This is a genomic window from Flavobacterium kayseriense (assembly GCF_014305095.1).
Classification (GTDB): Bacteria; Bacteroidota; Bacteroidia; order Flavobacteriales; family Flavobacteriaceae; genus Flavobacterium; species Flavobacterium kayseriense.
The window spans coordinates 67,215-93,367 of record NZ_JACRUI010000003.1 but is presented as its reverse complement, the minus strand read 5'-3'; the positions used below and the strand labels follow the sequence as shown (position 1 = coordinate 93,367).

Here is a 26,153-nt window from a genome sequence, read left to right as displayed (position 1 = left end):
GATTAAAATGGCTTGCAATTGATCAGTGTTAATATTATAAACAATTAATTAAAACTGTAAAAAATGAAAAATCTAATTATCGTACTAAGCGTATTCTTAGCAGTTAGCACAGTAGCATCAGCTCAAGAAGCTACAAAATCTTCGCAAAAGTAAGCTCAAAAAACAACTTATACTTGCCCAATGCATCCAGAAGAAGTGAGTTTAATAGAAGGAAAATGTAGCAAATGTGGAATGACAATGGTAAAAACCACTGAAAAAATAGATACTCACGCTACAAAAGGCAGTCAACCTAAAACTAAAATTGTAACAAAATATGTTTGTCCAATGGACGGCTCAACTTCTGATACCGAAGGGAAATGTTCTAAATGTGGAACTAGGATGGTAAAAATTACCGAAAAGATAGATACTCACGCTACAAAAGGCAGTCAACCTAAAACTAAAATTGTAACAAAATATGTTTGTCCAATGGACGGCTCAACTTCTGATACCGAAGGGAAATGTTCTAAATGTGGAACTGGAATGGTAAAAATTACCGAAAAGATAGATACTCACGCTACAAAAGGCAGTCAACCTAAAACTAAAATTGTAACAAAATATGTTTGTCCAATGGATGGCTCAACTTCTGACAAACCGGGGGAATGTCCTAAATGTGGAATGGAAATGACTAAAACGGAGGGTAAGAAAAAATAATCCAGTCGCATAAATTTTAAATTTCCTTTTAGTTTAATTCAATGCACATGATACCAATAATAAGGATGCAATGATTTTAATGACCCTATAAAACGAAAAAATTAATTTCTATATAAAAATGGGTTTTCAAAAAAATATTCATCAAAAAATGTTGCAAATACCAACAATATCAATTAAAAAAAATAATAAAATGAAAAATCTAATCCTTTCAGCCATAGCGATGGCATTTGTACTAGTTTCTTGTAATCAAAAAAATAAAGAAGCTGCAACAACTAATTCGGAAACAACAGAGAGTACCTCGCAATTATACGCGTGTCCTATGCACCCAGAGGTTACAGGAAAAAAAGGTGAAAAATGTTCAAAATGTGGAATGGAATTAACCGAACCAGTTGTACAAAATGAAGCAGCTCATGATCATACTGATGGTAGTCATAGTCATAATGATACAACAACAGTTGAAGTTAATACTGAAGCTACATCGGTTACCCAAACAACATTTTCAACAAGCGAAATAATCTCTGGCTATTTAAAACTCAAAAACGCACTCACAAAAGACGATACAAAAGGAGCAGCCAATGCGGGTAAAGCATTATATGCAACTTTCAATAAAGTTAATACCAATGCAATAGATCCAAAATTGAAAACAGAATATATTGATATTTCTGATGATGCTAAAGAACAGGCAGAACACATTGGTGATAATGGTGGGAAAATTGACCACCAAAGAGAACATTTTGCGATGTTGAGTAAAGATGTGAATGATTTGATAAAAATATTTGGAGCAAAACAAAAACTATATCAAGATTTTTGTCCTATGTATAATGAAGGAAAAGGGGCTATTTGGATAAGTGAAAGCAAAGAAATAAAAAATCCATACTACGGTTCGAAAATGCTTACTTGTGGTTCTATGAAAAAACAATTATAAAATGAAAAAAATCATCAAGAAAATACTCATAATCGGGTTTGTTATTTTTTTGTTGATGCAGTTATATCAACCTGCTCGTAATGAAAGTTATGAGCAGGAATTAACTGCAAATTTTACAAAAATGTACGATGTTCCTAAAAATGTTGAAACTATTTTACGGACATCTTGCTACGATTGTCACAGTAACAATACTAATTATCCATTATATTCTTACATTCAGCCAGCACGGTTTTTTATGGAAGAACACATTAAAGATGGTAAGAAGGATTTGAACTTTAATGAATTTGGAAAGTACTCCAAGCGAAAACAAGAAAACAAATTAGAAGCTATCATCAAACAAATAAAATCTGATGAAATGCCTTTGTCGTCCTACACTATGATCCATAAAAACGCAACCCTTTCAGCCACTCAAAAAAAAGAAGTATTGGATTGGATTTCACAACTAAAAGACAGTTTATAATTAATATTTAAAAATAAAAAAAGATGAAGAAATTAAAAATGAGTATAGCAACAATACTATTGTTAGCAGTAACCTATGTGAACGCACAAGATGGACACAACCACAACCACAGCACAATGAAAATGGACAATAAGAAAATGGATCATAGCAAAATGACTATAAAAAGCGATGCTAAAGCAGAGGCTATTTTAAGTGATTACTTGAATTTAAAAGATGCTTTGGTAAATGATGATGCTAAAGAAGCTGCCCAAGCAGGGTCAAAGTTGATAGTATCCCTAAAGGCATTTGATAGAAAAACCTATAAAGGTATGCAACAAATGGAACTTATCGAAATTATTGAAGATGCAACCGAGCACGCCGAACACATTGTAAAAAGCCCTATCGATCATCAAAGAGAACATTTCAAAACATTGAGCAAAGATGTGGCCGATTTGCTTGCCATTACTGGAACTGCAAACCCATTATATGAGCAGTTTTGCCCAATGTATGATAAAGGAAGTGCGTGGTTAAGCACAAGCAAAGAAGTGAAAAACCCTTATTATGGAAGCAAAATGCTAAAATGTGGGAGCGTTAAAAAGCAAATTAACTAAACTAAATTAAAAATAATGGTAGAAAAATTAATAACATTCTCACTACGAAATCGAGCCGTTGTATTGTTGGTTTCTGCTAGCTTATTTGCTTGGGGAATTTACAGTGTACAACAAAACCCTACTGATGCCATACCTGATTTATCCGAAAATCAAGTTATCGTGTTTACGGAGTGGATGGGAAGAAGCCCACAAGTAATGGAAGATCAAGTAACTTATCCTTTGGTTTCAAACCTGCAAGGTATTCCTAAAATTAAAAATATTCGTGCTGCCTCAATGTTCGGGATGAGCTTTGTCTATATCATTTTTGAAGATGATGTCGATATATATTGGGCAAGAACCCGGGTTCTAGAAAGATTAAATTATGCCCAACGATTACTACCTCAAAATGTAGTACCGACATTAGGACCAGATGGTACAGGTGTTGGTCACGTTTTTTGGTACCATTTAAATGCAAATGGTATGGACTTGGGAGAGCAAAGAGCCTTGCAAGATTGGTATGTGAAATTTGCTTTGCAAACCGTTCCGGGAGTTGCCGAAGTGGCATCCTTTGGTGGTTTTGAAAAACAATATCAGTTAGTGTTAGACCCTTTGAAAATGCAATACTATAACGTGAATATGATGGAAGTGATGAATGCCGTCAAGACCAGCAATAACGATGTTGGTGGTCGAAAATTTGAAATGAGCAATATGGCCTACATTATCCGAGGTTTAGGCTACATAAAAAACGTAAAAGATGTTGAAGACATTACCATCAAGAATTATAATTCTATTCCGGTACGTGTAAAAGACATTGGTTCAATACAAATGGGTGGCGATTTGAGACTAGGTATTTTTGATGAAAATGGCACTGGTGAAGTTGTTGGCGGAATTGTGGTAATGCGCTATGGCGAAAATGCTGATAAAGTAATCACGGCAGTAAAAGAGAAAATGAAAGAAGTCGAAAAAGGATTGCCCGAAGGAGTTACTTTTAAAACATCTTATGACAGAAGTGAATTGATTGAAAAAGCAATCGATTCAGTCAAAGGAACGCTAATCGAAGAAATGATTGTCGTTTCAATTGTTGTACTACTTTTTCTTTTTCATTGGCGAAGTGCTTTGATTATACTCATTCAATTACCAATATCGGTGGCCATCGGCTTTATTTTACTCGAAGCATTTGGCATTTCTTCTAATATTATGTCATTAACTGGTATTGCTCTGGCTATTGGTGTTGTCGTAGATGATGGAATTGTAATGGTCGAGAATGCATACAGGACAATTTCGGAGAAACAGGAAGAAATGGATAATAATCAGTAATTGGAAATAAGATGAAAAATAAAATTAAAAATATATTCAAAAAAGAAAACGATCCACTATCCTCCGAAGAGAAGTTAAAGCTTATAGAAAGCTCTTCCAAATTAGTAGGTCCAGGTGTTTTCTACTCAACAATAATTGTTGTTACATCCTTTTTACCTGTATTTCTTCTCACTGGAATGGAAGGCAAGTTATTCGGCCCATTAGCTTGGACGAAATCTTTTATTCTGATAGTTGATGCCTTTTTAGCCATTACACTTGTACCAGTGCTAATTAGTTTTTTACTAAAAGGAAAACTTCGTCCAGAAAATAAAAATCCAATTAACAAAAAATTGGAAAGCATTTATACACCCATTTTAATTTTTTGTTTAAAATGGAGGAAAACGGTATTGGGCATCAACATCATTGCCTTGCTGATTGGTGTATTAATGTTTACTCGTTTAGGTTCAGAATTTATGCCCCCTTTAGATGAAGGATCTGTACTGTTTATGCCAGTAACCTTACCCGATGTATCCAACTCCGAAGTAAAGAGAATTCTTCAAGTTCAAGACAAATTGATTAAGTCGATTCCCGAAGTGGCTCACGTGTTGGGAAAAGCAGGCAGGGCAAATACGGCAACTGATAACAGTCCAATAAGTATGGTTGAAACCATTATTTTGCTAAAACCTCAAGCAGAATGGCGAGAAGACAAAACCAAGAATGATATTATCACGGAAATAAACAACAAACTGCAAATCCCTGGTGTGACCAATGGTTTTACGCAACCTATTATCAACCGTATCAATATGCTTTCAACAGGAATCAGAACCGATGTAGGAATCAAAATCTACGGAGCAAGTTTAGACACCATCAATGTTTTGGCTCAAAAAATTAAAAAGGCATTGGAAGGAACTTCTGGAGTTAAAGATTTGTATGCTGAACCCATAACAGGCGGAAAATATATTGATATTGAAGCGAAAAGAGATGTTATTGGCAGATATGGATTGACCATAGACGATATAAATAACGTAGTTGAAGCTTCAATTGGAGGTATGAAACTAACCACGACTATCGAAGGAAGACAGCGTTTTTCTGTAAATGCCCGTTATGCACAAGAATACCGTAACAGCATTGAAGCCTTAAAAAAACTACAGGTGCAAACAATGGATTTTGGTCCAATACCACTAGAAACTGTAGCTAATGTAAAAATAAGTGATGGCCCTCCAATGATAAATAGTGAAAATGCAATGCTTCGTGGCACTGTGTTGTTCAACGTTCGGGAACGTGATTTAGGAAGCACTGTAAAAGAGGCGCAGAACAAACTTAATGCAATGATGACTAAAATGCCAAAAGGATATTATGTGGAATGGAGCGGACAATGGGAAAATCAAATCCGGGCCAACAAAACATTAAGTTTAATATTGCCAATTGTCATCATCATTATATTTCTTGTTTTATATTTTACTTACCACTCAATGAAAGAGGCGTTAATCACGATGATTACAGTACCTTTTGCTTTAATTGGCGGCATTTTTATGGTTTATTTTTATGGAATTAATTTATCCGTTGCTGTTGCCGTTGGCTTTATTGCCCTGTTTGGAATGGCAATCGAAACGGCAATGTTAATGACCATCTATTTGAATGAAGCAATGAATAAAATGGTAGAAAAGTACGGAAACACGAAGGAAACCATAACCGAAGAAATATTGAAACAATATATTATTGATGGTTCAGCCAAAAGGTTAAGACCAAAATTGATGACGGTTTCAGTTTCATTATTTGGATTAATCCCTATTCTTTGGGCAACTGGAACAGGGTCTGATATAATGCTTCCCATTACTGTTCCACTAATTGGAGGTACCATTACTTCCACGATTTATGTATTATTAGTAACACCGATTGTTTTTGAGATGGTTAAACTTCGAGAATTAAGAACAAAAGGAAAAATAGATCTTATAGATGTTAAAGAATAAATTTTATATAGCAATAAGTTGTTTGATTTTGACCGCCACTAATTTGGCAGCACAAACACTTTCCTTGGATAATGTCTTGAGTACCATCAAAACAAATAATCCTCAATTAAAAATGTACGATGCCGATATTCAAAGTATGGATGCAGCGGCAAAAGGAGCCAAAAGCTGGATGTCTCCACAAGTGGAAACAGGTTTTTTTATGACACCCTACAACACCAAAATGTGGAAAGCAAATGAAATGAACCCAGGAATGGGCAGTTATATGTTGGGCGTTACACAAATGATACCAAATGCTTCCAAATTAAAAGCTGATTTTAATCTTATGAATGCAATGTCATCTGTTGAAAAAGAAAACAAAAACTATACAATTAATCAATTGAAAGCATTGGCAAAAACAAATTATTATCAATGGTTGGTTTTAAATAAGAAAATAAAAATAGCCAATGATAATTTGTTGCTTTTAGATTATATGATTAAAAGTATGGAAATACGCTACCAGTATAATATGGATAAATTGCCTACTTATTACAAAGCAAAATCGCAATATAGTGCATTAGAAAGTATGATTCTGATGTTGCAAAATGACATTTCCCAAAAGCGAATTATGCTAAACACCTTGATGGCAAGAGATAAAAACACTGCATTTGAAATTGATGAAACTTACGAAATAAAAGATTTTAATTTGGCAATATCAGATACAACTTCTCTTTCTAAAAACCGAAGCGATGTGAAAGCCATAGAAAAAACGATGGAAATAAATCAGCTCAAAATTGCAGCCGAAAAAACAAAATTATTGCCCGAGTTTGGTATAAAATACGACCATATGTTTGCTTTTGGAACACAACCTCAACAGTTCTCCTTAATGGGAATGATTACCATTCCTATGCCTTGGTCAACCAAAATGAATAAAGCCAACATCAATAGTTATCATATTAAAAATGAAAGTCTCAATTGGCAAAAAGAAATGATATTGAATGAAGCCACAGGAATGATTTCGGGTATGAGCAATGAATTGAACGCTTTAAAAAAACAATACGAAGTTGCCCAAAAAAGTATTATCCCTGCTTTGAAGAAAAATTATGAAACAGCAATTTTGGCTTGGCAAAATAACACCGGTGATTTATTTGCCACTCTCGATGCTTGGGAAGCATTAAATATGGCTCAAATTGATGCTTTAGATAAATTGCAAAATATTTTGGCAGCACAAGTAGAAATTGAAAAACAATTAGAAACCAAATAATTATGAACAAGTATATAAAGTATGGTTTAGCTCTTATTGGAATTTCCATTATCGGAATTGCAATCTATTTCTTTGCCAAAAAATCAGATAATCATTCGGAAATGGAGCATCAAAACGAGGTTTACACTTGTTCGATGCACCCGGAAATCATTAGAGATAAACCCGGAAATTGTCCCATTTGCGGAATGACTTTAGTAAAAAAAATAACGGAGAATAATTCAGTTGAAGATAATTCAATCGACAATCTTATAAAACCTACCGACAATTTTATAGTAGGAAATTATCAAACGACAACGGCAATAGACACTACTTTGAGCAGTGAAATAAATCTACCAGGAATTGTGGGGTATGATCCCAATTCATCGGTAAATATTGCAGCTCGAATGAGCGGAAGAATTGAGCGAATGTATGTCAATTATAAATATCAAAAAGTAAATAAAGGACAAAAACTATTTGATTTATACAGCCCTGAATTACTGACGGAACAACAAAACTTCATTTATATGGTCATTAATGATGTTGAAAATCCTTCGATTATTGATGCGTCCAGACAAAAATTGTTGCTTTATGGAATGACTCAAAATCAAATAAATGCGCTGTCTAATTCCAAAAAAGTAAACCCGCTAATAACAATTTATAGTCCTGCTTCCGGGATTATTGATGGAACAGCAACGATGGATAATACAACTATTCCTGTGATGCAAAGTGCGAATAACAACACTGAAGTTTTGAATGTTAAAGAAGGGAGTTATATAAAAAAGGGAGAAGTCATTTTTAAACTATTAAATACGGATAAAGTATGGGGAATATTCAATGTTATCCAAGGATACAATAGTCTAATCAAAGCCAATCAATCCATCAGAATTACTTCCGAACTTGACAAAGATGAATTTATGGATGCAAAAATAAATTTTGTCGAAACACAATTAAACGCAGCTGATAAAACCAATAGAATTCGAGTTTATTTAAATAACAATAAATTGAAATTACCAGTTGGTTTGCGATTGCAAGGCGCAGTGAAAACAAATGCCGTAAAAGGAATTTGGATTCAAAAACAGGCAATGGTAAGTATTGGAAACAAGAAAATAGTTTTCTTAAAAATGGAGAATGGCTTTAAGGCATCGTCCATAAAAACAGGAATTGAAATAGATGATTTTATCCAAATTATGGAAGGTATTTCAGTAAAAGACACCATTGCCAAAAACGCACAATATTTAATTGACAGCGAAAGCTTTATTAAAACCGAATAATGATGAAGACAATAAAAAAAATAAGTTTACTATCAATACTATTTATGGTAATGGTGGCTTGTAATACTAAAGAAAAAGAAGACCATAGCAAACACAATAAGAGTGCAGCAACAACATTTTACACTTGCTCAATGGATCCACAAGTCAAGGAAGACAAACCCGGAAAATGCCCTATTTGCCATATGGAGTTAACCCCAATAAAACAAGATGATACAGAGGCAAACGAAATAAGTTTGAGTAAACAGCAAATACAGCTGGGAAATATCACTACCCAAACTATTTCAGAAACCCAAAGCAGTTTAGAGCAAAATTATACGGGAGTCCTGACAATTAATCAAGAGAAAATCAAAACCATTTCTTCAAGAGCAATGGGAAGAATTGAAAAGTTGTATTTCAAGACCGTTGGTGATTATGTGGCTAAAAACCAAGCCGTATATCAATTGTATAGCGAAGATATTGCTATTGCTAAACAGGATTATTTTACGGCATACAAACAACTCGCAATGCCTGGCGATTTTGGAAAGAATGCCCGAAATATGCTCAATGCAGCTAAACAAAAGCTGTTGTTCTTTGGTTTAACCAATGCCCAGATTGAAAGTATAAAAACCAGTAAGGAAGTTTCTCCTTATACCATTTTTTATAGCACTGCCAGTGGAACAATATCGGAAATAAGTACCACAGAAGGCAGTTATGCAATGGAAGGTTCCCCCATCATTAAATTGGCGGATTTAAACAGTCTTTGGTTAGAAACACAGGTAAACGTAAACTATGCCAAGAATCTAAAAATAGGACAAAAAGCCCAAATTACATTTTCCGATTTTCCTGATAAAACCATAAATGCGCAAGTTTCTTTTATCAATCCTGAAATAAATCCAGATACTCGTCTGCTTTTAATTCGAATGGAAGTGCCCAATCAAAACTTGCTGTTGAAACCCGGAATGCAGGCAATTGCAAGATTGACACAATCCAATATAAAAGGAGTATTCATACCTACTGATGCTGTAATCAGGGAAGAAAATGCTTCTTACATCTGGATTGAAAAAAGACCAGGAGTATTTGAAAGCATAATGGTGGAAACAGGAGTAGAAACCAATGGGATGATTGAAATTAAATCAGAAATGGATCCATCTAAAAAAGTAGTCATCACTGGAGCGTATGCCATAAATAGCGAATATAAATTCCGAAAAGGAAATGATCCTATGGAGGGAATGAAAATGTAGTGTTTAGAAAGAAATGACACATACCTATAGTATTATTGAGACGGCACGTGTTCAAAAATAATATTATATTCGATCTGCGTGCTTTGCAAAAATCATAGCCAAAGGTTGAAAACCATAATAAATAGAAAACGAATTGAAACTAGTATGAATGAATTATGTTCTACTTGCAATTTTAAAAGTGATGAAAATGGACAATCAAAAAGTAGATACCAATTGGTATGTTATTACAGGTGGACCTAGTACAGGTAAAACAACAGTAATTGATATGTTATCGAAAAGGGGCTACAAAACAACTATTGAACACGCCAGACATTACATTGATAGCATGAGGGAAGAAGGTAAAAGTCTAGAAGAAATAAGAGAAAATAAAAGACAATTTCAATTAGCTGTGCTAGATATGCAAATTGAACAAGAAGCGGAATTATCACCTATTGAAACTGTTTTTCTTGACAGGGCTATTCCTGATGCGATGGCCTATTATCAGTTTTTAAATCTTGATTATGACGAAAAATTACTTAATGCCATTAAGAGGGTGTCTTATAAAAAGATTTTTATTTTAGACCGATTACCTTTTACAAAAGACTATGCAAGAACAGAAGACGAAGAAGCACAAAAAACCATTCATAGATTAATTTTCGAGGTTTACAATTCATTAAGTTTTCCAGTCATTTTTGTTCCATTATTAACACCAAATGAAAGAGTAAATTTTATTTTAAAAAACATATGATACATACCTATAAAATTACCGGAATGACTTGCGATAGCTGTCGTTCTAAAGTGGAAAAAACATTGAATGCCATCGATGGAATTCAAGCAACGGTTACTTTGAATCCTCCAATTGCAACTATAACAATGGAAAAACACATTCCACTGGATCAATTTCAAGAGGCATTAACAACCGTTGGAAAGTACACTATAGAAATGAGTAGCGCTAACGATACAACTCACAAAACTGTCAATGAGCCAATAACAAAATCGTGTTGCAGTACTAAAACTAGTGATAACATGGATACAATACCTTCACTAAGTAATGCTCAAGGCAAATACTATTGTCCGATGCATTGTGAAGGAGACAAGGTTTACGATAAGCCCGGGAGTTGTCCAGTATGCGGAATGAATTTAGAAAAAGTTCATGAATTAAGTGCGGTTAAAAAATTATACACCTGTCCGATGCACCCGGAGGTAATCAAAGAAGAACCTGGCTCCTGCCCTATTTGCGGAATGGATTTAGTACCAATGGAACCTACAGATAGTGAAGACAAAAAGGTTTACAATGATTTGCTTAAGAAAATGAAAGTAGCAACAGCCTTTACAATTCCTGTTTTCGCAATAGCTACTATAGAAATGATGTCAAATAATCCGTTAGAAAAGATAATGGGCATTTCATACTGGAATTGGGTACAATTGATTTTGACGCTTCCCGTGGTTTTTTATGCGTGTTGGATGTTCTTTGTTCGCGCTTGGAAGTCAATTGTTACCTGGAATCTCAACATGTTTACGCTGATAGGAATTGGTACTGGAGTAGCTTTCTTGTTTAGTTTGGTTGGCATGTTTTTTCCTGATATTTTTCCAAATGAATTTAAAACCGAAAGCGGCACAGTGTTACTTTATTTTGAAGCAACAACGGTCATATTAACCTTGGTTTTGTTAGGCCAATTATTAGAAGCAAGAGCACACAGTCAAACTAGCGGTGCCATAAAAGAATTATTGAAATTAGCGCCCACCGAAGCGACTTTGGTTATCGAAGGAGGGGACAAAGTAATCTCGATTCACGACATCAAAAAAGGAGATTTATTACGAGTAAAACCGGGAGATAAAATTCCAGTAGATGGAAAAATTACTGATGGAGAAAGTACTATAGATGAATCTATGATTTCAGGAGAGCCTATTCCTGTTGATAAAAAGATTGATGATTCAGTTATAGCGGGAACCATAAACGGAAATAAATCCTTTGTTATGATTGCCGAGAAAGTTGGTTCGGAAACCTTGCTTTCGCAAATTGTTAAGATGGTAAATGATGCGAGCCGATCCAAAGCACCCATTCAAAAACTCGCGGATAGCATTGCAAAATATTTTGTACCGATTGTAGTTGTAGTTTCTGTCTTAACCTTTTTTGTTTGGGCAAAATTTGGACCGGAACCTGCCCTAGTCTATGGTTTTATCAATGCCATTGCAGTATTAATAATTGCCTGTCCTTGTGCTTTGGGATTAGCCACACCAATGTCGGTAATGGTCGGCGTAGGTAAAGGAGCACTATCAGGTGTTTTGATAAAAAATGCTGAAGCATTAGAGAATATGAACAAGGTAAATGTTCTGATAACTGATAAAACAGGTACCATTACCGAAGGAAAACCTTCTGTCGAAAAAGTGTTCTCCTTACAAAATGACGAAAATGGGCTATTGCAAAATATCGCTTCTTTAAATCAGTACAGCGAACACCCATTGGCGCAAGCCGTAGTCAATTTTGCAAAAGCAAAAAATATTTCATTAATCGAAGTCAACGATTTTGAAGCCATTGCTGGAAAAGGAGTTATTGGGACGGTAACCAATAAAAAAGTGGCCCTCGGAAATAAAAAACTAATGGAACAAGTGAACGCCACAGTTTCTGATGAATTGGAAAATAAAATTGTAGCCGAACAAAAACTAGGAAAAACAGTTTCTTATATTTCCATCGATGGGGTTGCTTTGGGTTTTGTAACCATTACAGACAAGATAAAAGAAACAAGCAAAGAAGCAATAAAAGAACTGATGCGTCAGGGTGTTGAAGTAATAATGATAACGGGCGACAATGAAAACACCGCAAAAGCCGTCGCTGCCGAACTCGATCTTAGTTCATTCATCGCAGGAGCCCTCCCCGAAGACAAACTAAATGAAATTAAGCGCCTCCAATCCCTCGGAAAAATTGTCGCGATGGCAGGAGACGGCATCAACGATGCCCCTGCATTAGCACAGTCAGACATCGGAATTGCCATGGGTACCGGAACTGACGTGGCGATAGAAAGTGCTAAAATAACTTTAGTAAAAGGCGATTTACAAGGTATTGTGAAAGCCAAAAAATTGAGCCACGCAGTAATGAGTAACATTAAACAAAATTTGTTTTTTGCCTTTTTCTACAATGTTTTAGGAGTTCCAATTGCGGCAGGAGTTTTGTATCCATTTTTTGGGGTTTTACTATCGCCAATGATAGCAGCTTTAGCAATGAGTTTTAGTTCAGTTTCTGTAATAGTAAATGCACTAAGATTAAGAAGTTTGAAATTATAAAAGCAGTAATCAAACAATAATAGTAAATTTAATCCACAAGATGAAATTAGATCCATTACTAATGACTGCAGACACCCTTAATGATGAACATATCAAGTTTTATTTATGTACATCAAAACCATCGAAGAGGAATAAAAAACAAGTTAATTAAATAATAAAGGACTATAACAACATTATGAATAACGATAAAAACAAATAAACAGAATAATCCAACACCATAAAAAGAGGAATTATGATAAGAAAAACAATTATTATAGCACTTACAACCTTTACCATAGTTAGTTGTAAAAACGAAATAAAGAAAGCGGAAAATAGTGAATCCTTAATTGAAAACACAATAGAGGATAAAACTGAAAATACACAAAATGAACAAGTTGGTTCTCATGTTCCTAATGAACTAGTCTGCATGGTAAACGATGCCTATATGGGAAAGACTCAAATACCAGTACCTGTAAACGGTAAAACGTATTATGGTTGCTGCGAAATGTGTGTAGGTAAATTAACCAACGATGAAACTGCCAGAATAGGAATAGATCCTTTTAGTAAAAAACCAGTAGACAAAACTGAAGCTTATATTGTGGTAATGAAAGCAGAAGGAGATGTAGCTTATTTTGAATCCCAAGAAAATTATTTGAAATATATAAAACTACACTAAGTGCAGTTGTAAAATAGATCAAAATTAATGCAAACTTCCTAAATAATAACTATAAAAAACAGAAAAATGAAAACAGAAAAATGAAAAACTTAAAATCTTTAATAATCTTATTTATAATACCACTGTGTTCTATATTTGGACAGTCCATGGAGGGAAATGTTAATAATTTGCCTGTACACGAATACACTTTAACCATCAAGGAAGAAATGGTAAACAAAGCAGGTAAACAAATTAAAGGGATGACTGTTAATGGTACAATTCCTGGACCCACTTTAGAATTTACAGAGGGGGAATATGCTGTAATTTACGTTAAAAACGAAATGAGCGAGGAAACATCTGTACATTGGCATGGTTTGTTATTGCCTAACTTTTACGATGGTGTGCCTTATTTAAATACACCCCCTATTGAACCAGGACATACACAGAAATACGAGTTCCCTATTAAACAATCAGGGACGTATTGGTACCATTCTCATACCATGCTACAAGAACAAAGTGGTGTTTATGGCTCAATTGTGATACAACCCAAAGAAAAAACGTTGGAATATGACAAAGAATTGGTATTAATGCTATCTGATTGGACTAATGAAAAACCAATTAATGTTCTTCGAAATTTAAAACGAGGAAATGAATGGTATGGCATACGAAAAGGAACTTCTACGCCACTTAATAAGGTAATTGCCAGAGGTGCTTTTGGTGCACAGCTTAAATTTTGGAAACAACGTATGCAAGGCGCAGATATCGCCGATGTATACTATCCTTCATTTTTAATTAATGGAGAAGAAAGTATTGAGTATCCAGAATTTAAAGCTGGCGAAAAAGTAAGATTGCGAATTATTGATGGTGGTGCATCAACATCTTTTTGGATGACTTTTGGTGGTGGAGACCCACTTTTAGTTTCAGCGGATGGGCTTGATGTAGTACCTGTTAAAAAGAATAAAACATTTATAGCCATTGCAGAAGCTTACGATTATATTATAACCATCCCTAAAGACGGTAAAATTGAATTCAAAATTACAGCACAAGATGGTTCTGGTACAGCATCAGCATTTTTGGGTACTGGAAAGGTTTTAAAAGCAGAAGATATTCCGAAGCCAGATAAAATTGAGATGATGAAAAAAATAGCAAAGATGGATATGAAAATGGGGGCACATGCAATAAAATATCGTCCAAAAAAGGATGAGCGCTATAAAATGAAAGAGGAATATGGCATGAAGATGGGTAAAATGGAAGGTATGAAAATGGATGGAGAAATGAAGATGAACCAATCTGAAATGCCTAAAATGGATATGAGTAAACCAAAGGATTCTATGGGAATGGGTAAAAGGAAAGAAATGAAGATGGATGATTCTAAAATGGGAGGCATGGATATGAAGAAAGATAAGACTATGGCTGGAATGAAAATGGAGATGCCGAAAGATTCTATGCCAATGGATCATTCTAAAATGAAAGGTATACAAATGAATCCAAAAAAGGAGCCAATGAAAATGGGAGGAATGGATTTGTTCGCTGAATACAATTACGATTATTTGAAGTCACCAAAGAAAACAAACTATGATAAAAATGTTCCTGTAAAAGAAATATTGTTGAATCTTACAGGTAATATGAGTCGCTATATTTGGAGTATGAATGGTGTGCCACTTTCAGAAGCGGATAAAATTAAAATTAGTAATAAAGAAGTTACTAGAATTACGTTTAATAATCTTACCATGATGCACCACCCGATGCATTTACATGGTCATTTTTTTAGAGTTATCAATGAAAATGGAGATTACTCTCCATTAAAACATACGGTGAATGTGCCGCCAATGCAAAAAGTTACTATAGAATTTTATGGTAATGATGGTGATGAGGCTGGAGACTGGTTTTTCCATTGTCACATATTGTATCATTTAATGGGAGGAATGGCACGCGTTATAAGTTATGACACACCTAGAGATATTCGTATGAAAGGCTACCCTGCATCTATTGCAGTAGCAGAAACAGATAGGTGGTATTCTTGGGGATTAATAGATGCTGCTTCGCACAATACAGCAATTAATTTTATGGCATCCAATTTGAGAAATCAATTTAATGCATCTTTTGAATATGGTTGGAATAAAAATCTGGAAAGTGAAATAACGTATGAGCGTTACCTACACGATTACTTCCGTGTTTTTGGAGGTGTTAATATTGAAAATGAAACCCGTAAAAGTTTAGATCAGTTTAAAACTACTGCAGTGGTTGGGATACGTTATTTAACACCTTATTTATTCAATCTTGATGTTCGTGTCGATAGTGATTTAAGATCAAGAGTCTCTTTGGGTAGAAGTATAATGATATTTCCTAAACTATCAGTTTTTGGCTACTATGAATATCAATTAGATTTAGGGATTGTAAACAATCTGCCTTTGGGCAAAGATTTTAGTTCGGAAACGGTATGGAGTGCAGGAGCTGAGTATTTTCTATCCAGAAATATTTCACTTATGGGTAGCTATGATAACCGGTTTGGTGCTGGAGGTGGACTTTCCGTAAGGTTTTAATAACTAAAATCAGGATGTAAACTTGTTATTTTTAAATAGATTAATCTCATAATTATAGAATTGGCAGCTATTAGCACGATGGTTTCTATGCTGGCAGTTGACAACTATCAAATGATGGAAAATGCGGATGAAATAACCGCTAAACTTAAAAATGTAATTAAAAAACTTTAAATAATAATAATAATAATCACTAAAAACAAAAAAAATGAGAAAATTAAAATTGTCAATGGGACTTTTAGCAATAGTATTTGCAACCCTAACTGTTGTATCATGTAAAGATTCAAAAAAAGAGCATGATAATGAGGACGGACATCATTCAGAAATGTCTTCAGAAGGAAACCAAATGGAAATGAATAATGAAAGTGAAGAACATCATCATGCAGAAGGCAACGATGAACATGCTCACGACAAGGACGCTTCGATGAAGACTAGAGAAATAACAGCGTCCTCTAAAAAAAATGCGGCAACTTCTGCTATTATAGATGGCTATTTGCAAATTAAAAATGGATTAGTTGCAGACAATAAAGACAATGCCGCGAAAGGCGGAACAGCGCTACTTGCAGCATTTTCAAATTTTGATATGACAAAACTTGATGAAGCACAGCATAAAGAATACATGGAAATCGTTGAAAGTGCTAAAGAACAAGCTGAGCATATTGCAAAAAGCCCTATCGACCATCAAAGAGAACATTTTGAAGGTTTGAGTGCAGATATTTCTGATTTAATAACTTTATTAGGAACAGATAAAACTCTTTATCAAGATTACTGTCCTATGAAAAAATTAAGTTGGTTGAGCGAAACTAAAGAGATTAAAAACCCTTTTTATGGAAGCAAAATGTTGACTTGTGGTTCTGTGAAAAAACAAATTAATTAAATGAAAATCGTAAAAGTAATAGTAATAGTTTTACTGGTTGCGTTCGTGGGAATTCAGTTTATTCCCACAGTAAGCAATCGAAGTGAATATGTTCCCAAAACAGATTTTATGTTGGTCAATACAGTGCCAAAAAAAATCAGTGAAAAATTACAAGTAAGCTGTTATGACTGCCATAGTAACAATACCCATTATCCTTGGTATAGTAAAATTCAACCTGGAGCGTGGTTTATGGCAAAACATATTAAAAACGGAAAAGAAGAATTGAATTTTAGCGAATGGGCTGACTATTCAGATAGAAGAAAAAAGAGCAAATTAAAATCAATTATAAGTCAGATCAAAGATGATAATATGCCTTTAAGTTCTTACACATTAATCCATAAAAACGCAAGTTTTTCAGAAGAAGAAAAAAAGGAAGTCATTACGTTGTTGACAGAATTAAAAGATAATTTATAAACAATAATTTAATATTAAAAAAAATGAAAAATTTAAAAATGAGTATTGCAACAATGGTATTGTTAATGGTTTCTTTTGCAAATGCACAAGAAAAAGAAAAAATGAACCACGACCATGGAAACATGAAAATGGATCATAGCACTATGAAAATGGATAAGATGAATAACACTAAAGCAGAAGCAGTTCTAGCTGATTATTTTATACTGAAAGATGCATTGGTAGGCGATGATTCAAAAAAAGCGGCACAAGCTGGAAGTAAACTAATGGTCTCTTTAAAGGCTTTTGATGTGACCAGCTACAATAAAGAACAGCAAAAGGAGCTAGTCGATATTATAGAAGATGCTGTAGAAAATGCCGAACACATTTCAAAAAGTCCTATTGCACATCAACGTGAGCACTTTAAGACCTTAAGCACTGATATTACTGATATGGTTGCCATTACTGGAACTAAAAATAAGTTGTACCAGCAGTTTTGCCCAATGTACGATAAGGGTAGTGCATGGTTAAGTACAAGTAACGAAGTAAAAAATCCATATTATGGTAGCAAAATGCTTAAATGTGGAAAAGTTCAAAAGGAAATCAACAATTAAGCCAGCTCTTTTATAGTGGAGGAACAAGTTATCTAATTCATAAAAGGGATCATAAGGTTTTCATTATTGATTCGCAATTTGTAAAAAATCCCCCATTTATGGTATTAGAAAAGTCCTAGTTAGGGAAGGGTAAAATATTAATGACTAGTCCTAGCCCTTCCCTTGTTAGGCACAATAAATTTTAAAAAAAAATTGATTTAATTATAAACAGCCTGTATAATCGAATAAAGATAACTCAATTAATAAGTTAATGGCATTTCTCTTCTAAATGGTAGGCAAAATATAAACTTTGATAAACAAACTAAATAATTATTAAATACTAAAATATTAAACAATAACATCATCAATGAGCAACTTCACTCAAATTATCCAACAATACAAAACCGATACGGAAAGCGTTTACAATACTTGGTTTGTCGATAATGATCAGCGATTAAAAGCATTCCGAACTATTCGTCGAGGTATTTTACAAGTAATTGATGATATTAAAAACAAAACTTTTCCAAACGATTTTAAAGGCAGTAGTTTAGAATTTGTATTGAGTTGCATCGCTGAACAAAAACAAATATTTGTTGGTGTAGCACATCCTTTTTATTGGAAACCAAAATTGCGAATTCCTGATATTTACGAAAACCAAAACAATAAAATCGCTTTTGGGCAATTTCTAGAAAATTGTATCAACGCCAAAACCGAAGAGCAAGTTGTCAAAGAAATAGTAAAACTAGATGAATTAAAAATAAAAGGGTTAGGTCCCGCGGTAGCGAGTATTATATATTTTTTGCATCCCACTTGGTTTCCCCCATTCAATACAGCGATTCTCAACGGATTTAATTTTTTATTCAAAGACAAAAAGAAGTTAGGAAGTTGGACAGAATATTTAAAAATCCGAGAAACATTAATTGAAACTAACAGCAAACACAAAGCAGAATTATCTAACGATTTAGGAGCGATTGCCGGATTGTGTTTTGAGATTGGAACACAAAAAATGCTAATTGGTAACGATGAATATTTAAGCGAAGACGAACGCACAAAGTTCGAAAAGAATATACTAAAACGCCAAAAAGAAATTCAGGAAGAAAAATTAGCAGAAAACCTTCATAACGAAATGCAATACCATTTGTTAAAAATTGGCAGTTCATTAGGTTACGATGTTACTCCGGCCAGTAATGATAAAAGCAAAGCATTCAATGGTCAAAGTTTTTCGTTTATATCAATTAGTAAATTTCCTGAATTACCAACAGATAAGGACACCCAAAATACGATTAAACTCATTGATGTACTTTGGTTTAAAAAAGGAACAAACAAAATCATTGGAGCATTTGAAGTAGAAAAAAGCACCAGTATTTATTCAGGTATTTTACGTTTATCCGACTTGTATTTTAGTATTTCCAATGGCGAAGAGGTATTTTATATCATCATTCCAAACAGTCGCGAAAAAGATGTGATACAACAATTGAATAGACCTGTTGTTAAAAATTCAAAAATGAATATCAAATACATACTATTTTCAGAATTGCGAAGTCAATGTGATGCGATTTGCAAGTTTGGTTCAGATTATTCCATTATGGAAAAAATAGCAAAATCAACTTAAATAATAAAAAAATGAAAAATCTTGTAGTACTCAAAAAATTTCAGATTATGGTAGTATTAGTAGTGGCTGGCTTAATAATTGGCAGCTGCAATAATCCTAAAAAAACAATGCAATTAGCAAAAGTATATGTAGCCAATGAGGATGGAGGTAGCATTTCTGTTATAAACCTTCAGGACAGCACAAAAAATACAGAAATATCAATTAGTGACTCTTCAGGAATGATGTTTATGGCTCATAACGTACAAGTTGCACCTGATGGGAAATCCGTTTGGGTGACGGCGATACCTATGGATAGTACAGCAACAAATCAATTGATAGTAATCGATCCAAACACTAATTCAATAAAAAAACGTATTGAACTTGGTAAGGATTTGCATCTGGCTCATGTAGTTTTAGATAATAAATCTGAATATGCTTATGCAACTGCAAATGAAACAAATCAGATATTTCAAGTCGATGCTAAAACATATAAAATAACTCAAAAATTTGAGTTAGGAAAAGGATATTTACCACATGGTTTTAGACATCAAAACGGAAAACTTTATGTTGCAAATATGGATGCAAAAAGTATGTCGATTATTACTATTTCTGATGGCACAATAACAGACATTCCACTGGGAGGAGTGGCTGTGCAAGTTGCAACTACACAAGATGAAAAATTTATTTTTGCGAGTTTGTATGATACTAAAGAAGTAGTAAACTATGATATTAAAAATGCTCAAATAACAAGAATAAAATTACCAAATGATGCGCAAGGTCCAATTCAATTATATGCCACGCCCGACAGTAAATTGTTATATGTAGCCGATCAAGGGGAAACAATGGGTAGACCTGTTTCAAATAAAGTTTTTGTAATTGACATAACCAGTAACAAAGTTATTAAAACTATAACCGTAGGTAATAAGGCACACGGTGTAGTGGTTAGTAAAGACGGAAAAACAGTTTATGTTACCAATAGTGGTGACAATACTGTTTCAGTAATAGATGTGACAACTCAAAAAGTAATTAATACAATTGCAGTAGGCAAAAAACCGAATGGAATAAGTTATTCGTCCGAAACTGGCGGAATGGAATAGAAAATTAGGCAATGAATATTCTAATATATTCTGTTTTATATAATTGCAATTTTAATGCGATTTTCAAAGTTGGTTCAGTTTATTTAACAATTTAAAAAAAATTAAAAGGTAAATGATTAAAGGAAAAAAAGTAAAATGGATTAGAAAATCTCACCGATATTTAGGAATATTTTTAGGTCTTCAATTCTTAATGTGGACCATTAGCGGTCTGTATTTTAGTTGGTCTAATATTGATGATATTCATGGAATTCAATTTCATAAAAAAGGAATTGTTGCCGAGTCGTTTTCAGGTTTAATAAGTCCTTCCCTACTTCATCCTTCGATAGCAATTCAATCTATAGAATTAAGGGTAATAAATAATCAACCTTTTTATTGGGTTAATGACAAGATGCTTTACAATGCCAAAACAGGAGACTTAAAAAAAGGAATCACTAAAGAAGAAGCATTAGCAACTGCGGATAAAAATATTGTATCAGGTTTAAAAGTAAAAGAAATACAACTTATTAAAGAAGTAGGGAAACACCATGAATATAGAGAGCATTTACTACCTGCCTATGTTATTTCATACCAAGAACCAAATAATTTAAAGGCTTATATTTCAGCAAATGATGGAGCTTTTCAAACGATTAGACACCGCGATTGGAGATGGTTTGATTTTTTATGGATGACCCATACCATGGATTATGAGGGTAGAGACAATATGAATAATATTGTTTTGCGACTATTTTCATTATTAGGGTTAATAACCGTTTTAAGTGGTTTTTTACTTTGGTATATCTCATCGCCTACTATTAGAAAAATTTGGAGGAAAATAAAAAAATAATTTAAAATAATAAAAAACAGTAAAATCAATTTAAAATCAATTTAAAATCAATTTAAAATCAAAAACCATGAAAAAAATAATTCTAATACACTTCTTTATTTTACAAGCTTTAATAATTTCGGCACAAGAAAAAGTTCAAATAAAACTAACTTCTGCAAGTCCATCTGCATCATTTGAACAAGAATTGGGTAGCACAATAATCAAAGTTTCTTACAGCAGACCACTAGCAAGAGGCAGAAAAATATTTGGTGAATTAGTACCTTTTGAAAAACTCTGGCGAACTGGCGCTAGTGATTGTACTTCAATAACTACCAACGAAGATATTGTATTTGGAAATACTACTTTAAAAATGGGTAGTTACTCAATATTCACAATACCTTCTAAAAAGGAGTGGACAATAATTGTAAATACAGATACTACATTACATGGAGAAACCGGATACGATGCCAAAAAAGATGTTTTTCGTTTTACAGTTCCAGTAGAAAGCATACCCAATTTATATGAAACATTTACAATCGAAATAAATGATGTTAACAGTAAAGGGGAGGGATTTCTAAAAATAATATGGGAAAATTCGATGGTGAAAATTCCATTGAAAAGCAAAGCAGATGAAAATATTTTAGCAGTAATAGATAAAAACATCATTAAAGAAAAAACTCAAGATGCTAATTTATTATTTCAAGCAGCAAACTATTATTACAGTACAAACAGAGATTCCAAACAAGCAATAGCTTGGCTTATTGAAGCCGAAAAATTAGATCCACAAAATTTTTACTATCCTAATTTGAGACAAAAAATAGCAACGGAACTAAAAGACTATCCAAGTGCAATTGAAGCAGGTAAAAAAGCTTTATCAATAGCAGAATTAAAAAAAATGAAAAGTGTTGAATCACTTAAAAAACAAATTTTAGAGTTGGAGTTACTATTAAAAAAATAAATTAATTTTAAATCAAAAAATTATGGCAATGAAACACACAACAGAAGAGCATTCAAAAGAATTAAGTTTGACTATGTACAAGAAATTAGCGATTATGATAGTGTTATCATTTATAGCGATGTACATACTAATGTATTCAATGGTAGATGTTTTTGCCAATGTAATACCCAATATAAACCAATTTTACATGGCTGGACTGATGACCATGCCGATGCTCATAATTGAACTTCTAGTGATGGGTAGCATGTATGGAAATAAGAAATTAAATATTTCACTGCTTGTCACTGGTTTTATTGCTTTGATTCTATTTTTTGCAGGTATTAGGCAACAGACGGCAGTTGGGGATAAAGAATTTTTAAAATCAATGATACCACACCATGCCGCAGCAATATTAATGGGAAAAGAGTCATCGGTTACCGACCCTGAAATAAAGGAATTAATTAAAAATATTATTACCAGCCAACAGGCAGAAATTGAACAAATGAAAGCAAAGCTTAAAGAATTAGATAAATAACTCCAAAATAATTTGTAAATCAATTTTAAACTTAAAAAAATGAAAAAAATTATAGTATTAATATTCATCATGTCTATTTATTCCTTTGCCCATGCACAGGATATGAAAGGTATGGATATGTCAAAAAAGGAAAAGGCGCAAAAGGTGCAGCCCACAACGTATACCTGCTCAATGCACCCCGAAATTCACGCTGACAAACCGGGAAAATGTCCTAAATGCGGAATGACGTTGATAAAGGAGAAAGCTAAAACGGGTAAAAAAACGGTGGTGAAGAAGCATGATGAAATGCAAATTCCCATGAAAAAGACTTCTGAAAAGAAGGGTAGCATGGACAATATGAAAACGGATGCTAATGCTTCACATCAAAATCATAATATGAGCATTATGGATATGACAAAAGCAACTCTAGAAACCGTAACTAAAATTGAAAACAACACACCACCAAGAACAGTGCGTTACGATTTATATGTGCGAGACACCATCGTAAATTTTACAGGTAAACCTAAAAGAGCCATTGCTGTAAACGGACAAATACCGATGCCTACACTTACATTTACCGAAGGCGATACCGCTGAAATTTATGTACATAATGAACTGGATGAAGAAACATCGTTGCATTGGCACGGTTTGTTTTTACCTAACAAAGAAGATGGTGTGCCAAACTTAACACAAATGCCAATAAAGCCCAACACGACACACAAATATACATTTCCGATTATCCAACAAGGAACACATTGGTACCACAGCCATTCAGGATTGCAAGAACAAATCGGAATGTATGGTTCATTTATTATGAATAAAAAAACGGATGATCTAACTTTTAGAAAGGGTATTGATGATTTGCCAACCGTTCCTATAGTATTGAGCGAATGGACAGATCTAAATCCAAAAAATGTACATAGAATGTTGCACAACGCAAACGATTATCCAGCAATCAAAAAAGGAACAACCCAAAGTTATACAGAAGCCATAAAGCAAGGTTATTTAGGTGTTAAATTAAAAAATGAATGGAAAAGGATGAATGCAATGGATGTAAGCGATGTATTTTACGATAAAATCCTTATGAATGGTAAGCAAAGTACGGATGTGAAAAGTATTGATGGAAAACCTTTAAAAGCAGGTGATAAAGTACGTTTACGCGTATCTAATGGTGGGGCTTCTTCCTATTTTTGGCTTACTTATGCCGGTGGAAAAATAACGGTAGTTGCAAATGACGGTAACGATGTAGAACCTGTAGAAGTAGATCGATTAATTGTTGGTGTTTCTGAAACTTACGATGTTCTAGTTACTATTCCTGCCGATAAAACTGCTTTTGAATTTTTAGCCACCACCGAAGATAGATTGTATTCAGCTTCTTATTTTATTGGGGATGGTATCAAACAACTTATTACACCTCTTCCCAAGCTTAAATATTTTGAGGGAATGAAAATGATGAATGGGATGATGAAAATGAACGGCGATTTAGACGATATGGGAATGAATATGTCCTACAATCAAATGGATATGAATGTAGTAATGTACCCAGAAATTACCGGAGAACAAAAAAAGAAAAGCGATAAAAAAATGAAGGATATGAAAATGACCGAAGCCGATTATAATAGTAATGCGCTTTCGGATATTACTACCTTAAATTATGCAATGTTAAAATCGCCAACTAAAACGATACTTCCTAAAGATGCACCAGTAAGAGAATTAAAATTTGAATTGACAGGAAATATGAACCGTTATGTTTGGAGTTTAGACAACAAAGTGGTTTCCGAAGCGGATAAAATATTAATTAAAAAAGGCGAAAATGTTCGCATCACAATTCACAACAATTCTATGATGCGACACCCAATGCACTTGCACGGTCACGATTTTAGACTATTAAATGGTCAAGAGGATTATGCTCCTCTAAAAAACGTTGTGGATATAATGCCAATGGAAACCGATGTATTCGAATTTAATGCCAATGTAGAAGGCGATTGGTTTTTCCATTGTCATATTTTGTATCACATGATGAGCGGAATGGGCAGGGTTTTTAGTTATGAAAACCAAGCACCAAATCCCGAAATACCAGATCCTAAATTAGCACGACGAAAATTGTTTGCTGACGATAGAGCTTTTCACTTTATGGCAGAAAATGATTTTGCAACAAACGGAAACGATGGAGAAGCTATGTATCAAAGTACACGTTGGAGTATTGGAACAGAATGGAGATTAGGATACAATGATATGCACGGTTACGAAACCGAAACCCACATAGGTCGATATATTGGTAAAATGCAATGGCTAATGCCTTTCATTGGTTTTGATTGGAGATACAGAAAAATGGGAATAGACAATCAAGAAAGAAATCTTTTTGGGCAAACCAATACCAAAGACAACAGAGCTGTTTTTAGTGCAGGGGTTAATTACACATTACCAATGCTTATAGTCGCTCAAGCCGAAGTTTTTACCGACGGAAATGTACGTTTACAGTTTGAACGAAAAGACATTCCAGTTTCAAAAAGACTACGAATGAGTTTAATGTGGAATACCGACAAAGAATATATGGCAGGTTTAAAATACATTGTCAAAAGAAACTTTGGATTTACAACCCACTATGATAGTGATATGGGAATTGGTTTTGGCGCTACTTTGAATTATTAAAAAACTCAAATTTTAAATTTATATAAAGGATACTTGTTCTAAAAGACAAGTGTCCTTTTTTTGCAATTACAATTTTCAAAAAAACAAATCTATACGCATGACAATGTGTTAATTATATGATTTTTATTAGAATTTCACAATACTTTTTCAAGTTAAAAAGCTACCTTTAAACTGCGAAAATTAATTCGCAATTTAAATTTAAAAAAGATGAGTCATCAAAAATTTAAAGATTGTATCGATGCATGTTCAGAATGTGCAGTAGAATGTTCGCATTGCGAAAGTGAATGCTTGAATGAGTAAGACGTAAAAATGTTAGCGCGTTGCATAAAACTAGATCATGATTGTGCAGCTATTTGTTTATTTGCAATACAGTCTATGGCAAGCGGAAGTGAGTTTGCTGAAAAAATCTGCAAACTATGCGCCGAAATTTGTACAGCTTGCGCCGAAGAATGTGAAAAACATGCACACATGGAGCATTGCAAAAATTGTGCGGAAGCCTGTCGCAAATGTGCTGTTGAGTGCAGTAATATGAGTAAAATGTGAGTATTTAAATCTCTTAAATATAGTTTCGTTTAGAGGAATTATTTAAGAGATTTTAAAACAATA

The 26,153-nt window shown here is 33.7% G+C and carries 23 protein-coding genes; all 23 read left to right on the top strand.

The annotated features are described in order from the left end of the window. The first annotated feature begins 180 nt into the window (after positions 1–180). The 23 genes from H8R22_RS09700 (at position 181) to H8R22_RS15730 (ending at position 26,090) form a co-directional block, all read left to right on the top strand. Positions 181–690, top strand: a complete 510-nt coding sequence (locus H8R22_RS09700; protein ID WP_187010240.1) for a heavy metal-binding domain-containing protein — start codon at positions 181–183, stop codon at positions 688–690. 190 nt (positions 691–880) lie between these two features. Beyond that, positions 881–1,615, top strand: a complete 735-nt coding sequence (locus tag H8R22_RS09695; protein WP_086453000.1) for a DUF3347 domain-containing protein — start codon at positions 881–883, stop codon at positions 1,613–1,615. 1 nt (position 1,616) lies between these two features. Further along, complete coding sequence (locus H8R22_RS09690; protein WP_187010239.1) at positions 1,617–2,075, top strand: heme-binding domain-containing protein; 459 nt, start codon at positions 1,617–1,619, stop codon at positions 2,073–2,075. Between the two features lie 23 nt (positions 2,076–2,098). Further along, positions 2,099–2,665, top strand: a complete 567-nt coding sequence (locus H8R22_RS09685; RefSeq protein ID WP_187010238.1) for a DUF3347 domain-containing protein — start codon at positions 2,099–2,101, stop codon at positions 2,663–2,665. Between the two features lie 15 nt (positions 2,666–2,680). Then, positions 2,681–3,961: an efflux RND transporter permease subunit gene (locus H8R22_RS15685; protein ID WP_187010237.1), complete on the top strand. Its 1,281-nt coding sequence runs from the start codon at positions 2,681–2,683 to the stop codon at positions 3,959–3,961. 11 nt (positions 3,962–3,972) lie between these two features. Further along, a complete protein-coding gene (locus tag H8R22_RS15680) occupies positions 3,973–5,910 on the top strand; it encodes an efflux RND transporter permease subunit (RefSeq protein ID WP_187010236.1) in 1,938 nt (645 codons plus the stop codon). Further along, on the top strand, positions 5,897–7,150 hold the full coding sequence (locus H8R22_RS09670; protein ID WP_187010235.1) for a TolC family protein: 1,254 nt from the start codon (positions 5,897–5,899) through the stop codon (positions 7,148–7,150). The genes H8R22_RS15680 and H8R22_RS09670 overlap by 14 nt, the downstream gene beginning before the upstream one ends. A gap of 2 nt (positions 7,151–7,152) precedes the next feature. Beyond that, the gene (locus H8R22_RS09665) at positions 7,153–8,400 is read left to right on the top strand and encodes an efflux RND transporter periplasmic adaptor subunit (RefSeq protein WP_113634455.1); all 1,248 of its coding nucleotides are present in this window, start codon (positions 7,153–7,155) and stop codon (positions 8,398–8,400) included. Next, the gene (locus H8R22_RS09660) at positions 8,400–9,620 is read left to right on the top strand and encodes an efflux RND transporter periplasmic adaptor subunit (protein WP_225876011.1); all 1,221 of its coding nucleotides are present in this window, start codon (positions 8,400–8,402) and stop codon (positions 9,618–9,620) included. Before H8R22_RS09665 ends, H8R22_RS09660 begins: the two co-directional genes overlap by 1 nt. Before the next feature lie 148 nt (positions 9,621–9,768). Beyond that, positions 9,769–10,347 carry an AAA family ATPase gene (locus H8R22_RS09655; RefSeq protein WP_225876010.1) on the top strand — a complete coding sequence of 193 codons (579 nt, stop codon included), beginning with the start codon at positions 9,769–9,771 and terminating at the stop codon, positions 10,345–10,347. Then, the gene (locus H8R22_RS09650; RefSeq protein ID WP_187010234.1) at positions 10,344–12,881 is read left to right on the top strand and encodes a heavy metal translocating P-type ATPase; all 2,538 of its coding nucleotides are present in this window, start codon (positions 10,344–10,346) and stop codon (positions 12,879–12,881) included. The genes H8R22_RS09655 and H8R22_RS09650 overlap by 4 nt, the downstream gene beginning before the upstream one ends. A 232-nt stretch (positions 12,882–13,113) precedes the next feature. Next, on the top strand, positions 13,114–13,536 hold the full coding sequence (locus H8R22_RS09645; RefSeq protein ID WP_187010233.1) for a hypothetical protein: 423 nt from the start codon (positions 13,114–13,116) through the stop codon (positions 13,534–13,536). Between the two features lie 80 nt (positions 13,537–13,616). Beyond that, positions 13,617–16,058 (top strand): multicopper oxidase domain-containing protein, encoded by a 2,442-nt coding sequence (locus tag H8R22_RS09640; protein WP_187010232.1) that lies wholly within the window; start codon positions 13,617–13,619, stop codon positions 16,056–16,058. Between the two features lie 205 nt (positions 16,059–16,263). Next, positions 16,264–16,932 carry a DUF3347 domain-containing protein gene (locus tag H8R22_RS09635; protein ID WP_187010231.1) on the top strand — a complete coding sequence of 223 codons (669 nt, stop codon included), beginning with the start codon at positions 16,264–16,266 and terminating at the stop codon, positions 16,930–16,932. Further along, positions 16,933–17,385, top strand: coding sequence for a heme-binding domain-containing protein (locus H8R22_RS09630; RefSeq protein WP_187010230.1), 453 nt, complete (start codon positions 16,933–16,935; stop codon positions 17,383–17,385). 23 nt (positions 17,386–17,408) lie between these two features. Next, positions 17,409–17,975 carry a DUF3347 domain-containing protein gene (locus H8R22_RS09625; RefSeq protein ID WP_132003519.1) on the top strand — a complete coding sequence of 189 codons (567 nt, stop codon included), beginning with the start codon at positions 17,409–17,411 and terminating at the stop codon, positions 17,973–17,975. 346 nt (positions 17,976–18,321) lie between these two features. Further along, entirely contained in the window at positions 18,322–19,566 is a 1,245-nt protein-coding gene (locus H8R22_RS09620; RefSeq protein ID WP_187010229.1) for a hypothetical protein, read from the top strand. 11 nt (positions 19,567–19,577) lie between these two features. Beyond that, positions 19,578–20,642, top strand: a complete 1,065-nt coding sequence (locus H8R22_RS09615; protein ID WP_143394893.1) for a Vgb family protein — start codon at positions 19,578–19,580, stop codon at positions 20,640–20,642. A gap of 112 nt (positions 20,643–20,754) precedes the next feature. Continuing rightward, positions 20,755–21,465 (top strand): PepSY domain-containing protein, encoded by a 711-nt coding sequence (locus H8R22_RS09610; protein ID WP_099715370.1) that lies wholly within the window; start codon positions 20,755–20,757, stop codon positions 21,463–21,465. Between the two features lie 67 nt (positions 21,466–21,532). Continuing rightward, positions 21,533–22,402 carry a DUF2911 domain-containing protein gene (locus H8R22_RS09605; protein ID WP_099715369.1) on the top strand — a complete coding sequence of 290 codons (870 nt, stop codon included), beginning with the start codon at positions 21,533–21,535 and terminating at the stop codon, positions 22,400–22,402. Positions 22,403–22,430: 28 nt separating this feature from the next. After that, entirely contained in the window at positions 22,431–22,916 is a 486-nt protein-coding gene (locus H8R22_RS09600; RefSeq protein WP_225872940.1) for a DUF305 domain-containing protein, read from the top strand. A 39-nt stretch (positions 22,917–22,955) separates the two neighbouring features. Next, positions 22,956–25,547, top strand: a complete 2,592-nt coding sequence (locus H8R22_RS09595; RefSeq protein WP_086452974.1) for a multicopper oxidase domain-containing protein — start codon at positions 22,956–22,958, stop codon at positions 25,545–25,547. A gap of 309 nt (positions 25,548–25,856) precedes the next feature. Then, positions 25,857–26,090, top strand: a complete 234-nt coding sequence (locus H8R22_RS15730) for a four-helix bundle copper-binding protein (protein WP_244199267.1) — start codon at positions 25,857–25,859, stop codon at positions 26,088–26,090. Positions 26,091–26,153 lie beyond the last annotated feature (63 nt).

Excerpts from the sequence above, each read along its gene's own strand:
- H8R22_RS09620 (WP_187010229.1), top strand. The coding sequence starts at position 18,322 with ATGAGCAACTTCACTCAAATTATCCAACAATACAAAACCGATACGGAA.
- H8R22_RS15680 (WP_187010236.1), top strand. The coding sequence starts at position 3,973 with ATGAAAAATAAAATTAAAAATATATTCAAAAAAGAAAACGATCCACTA.
- H8R22_RS09600 (WP_225872940.1), top strand. The coding sequence starts at position 22,431 with ATGAAACACACAACAGAAGAGCATTCAAAAGAATTAAGTTTGACTATG.
- H8R22_RS09625 (WP_132003519.1), top strand. The coding sequence starts at position 17,409 with ATGAAAAATTTAAAAATGAGTATTGCAACAATGGTATTGTTAATGGTT.
- H8R22_RS09700 (WP_187010240.1), top strand. The coding sequence starts at position 181 with ATGCATCCAGAAGAAGTGAGTTTAATAGAAGGAAAATGTAGCAAATGT.
- H8R22_RS09615 (WP_143394893.1), top strand. The coding sequence starts at position 19,578 with ATGAAAAATCTTGTAGTACTCAAAAAATTTCAGATTATGGTAGTATTA.
- H8R22_RS15730 (WP_244199267.1), top strand. The coding sequence starts at position 25,857 with ATGTTAGCGCGTTGCATAAAACTAGATCATGATTGTGCAGCTATTTGT.
- H8R22_RS09650 (WP_187010234.1), top strand. The coding sequence starts at position 10,344 with ATGATACATACCTATAAAATTACCGGAATGACTTGCGATAGCTGTCGT.
- H8R22_RS09635 (WP_187010231.1), top strand. The coding sequence starts at position 16,264 with ATGAGAAAATTAAAATTGTCAATGGGACTTTTAGCAATAGTATTTGCA.
- H8R22_RS09685 (WP_187010238.1), top strand. The coding sequence starts at position 2,099 with ATGAAGAAATTAAAAATGAGTATAGCAACAATACTATTGTTAGCAGTA.
- H8R22_RS09660 (WP_225876011.1), top strand. The coding sequence starts at position 8,400 with ATGATGAAGACAATAAAAAAAATAAGTTTACTATCAATACTATTTATG.
- H8R22_RS09595 (WP_086452974.1), top strand. The coding sequence starts at position 22,956 with ATGAAAAAAATTATAGTATTAATATTCATCATGTCTATTTATTCCTTT.
- H8R22_RS09610 (WP_099715370.1), top strand. The coding sequence starts at position 20,755 with ATGATTAAAGGAAAAAAAGTAAAATGGATTAGAAAATCTCACCGATAT.
- H8R22_RS09695 (WP_086453000.1), top strand. The coding sequence starts at position 881 with ATGAAAAATCTAATCCTTTCAGCCATAGCGATGGCATTTGTACTAGTT.
- H8R22_RS09665 (WP_113634455.1), top strand. The coding sequence starts at position 7,153 with ATGAACAAGTATATAAAGTATGGTTTAGCTCTTATTGGAATTTCCATT.
- H8R22_RS09690 (WP_187010239.1), top strand. The coding sequence starts at position 1,617 with ATGAAAAAAATCATCAAGAAAATACTCATAATCGGGTTTGTTATTTTT.
- H8R22_RS09605 (WP_099715369.1), top strand. The coding sequence starts at position 21,533 with ATGAAAAAAATAATTCTAATACACTTCTTTATTTTACAAGCTTTAATA.
- H8R22_RS15685 (WP_187010237.1), top strand. The coding sequence starts at position 2,681 with ATGGTAGAAAAATTAATAACATTCTCACTACGAAATCGAGCCGTTGTA.
- H8R22_RS09640 (WP_187010232.1), top strand. The coding sequence starts at position 13,617 with ATGAAAAACTTAAAATCTTTAATAATCTTATTTATAATACCACTGTGT.
- H8R22_RS09670 (WP_187010235.1), top strand. The coding sequence starts at position 5,897 with ATGTTAAAGAATAAATTTTATATAGCAATAAGTTGTTTGATTTTGACC.
- H8R22_RS09645 (WP_187010233.1), top strand. The coding sequence starts at position 13,114 with ATGATAAGAAAAACAATTATTATAGCACTTACAACCTTTACCATAGTT.
- H8R22_RS09655 (WP_225876010.1), top strand. The coding sequence starts at position 9,769 with ATGAATTATGTTCTACTTGCAATTTTAAAAGTGATGAAAATGGACAAT.
- H8R22_RS09630 (WP_187010230.1), top strand. The coding sequence starts at position 16,933 with ATGAAAATCGTAAAAGTAATAGTAATAGTTTTACTGGTTGCGTTCGTG.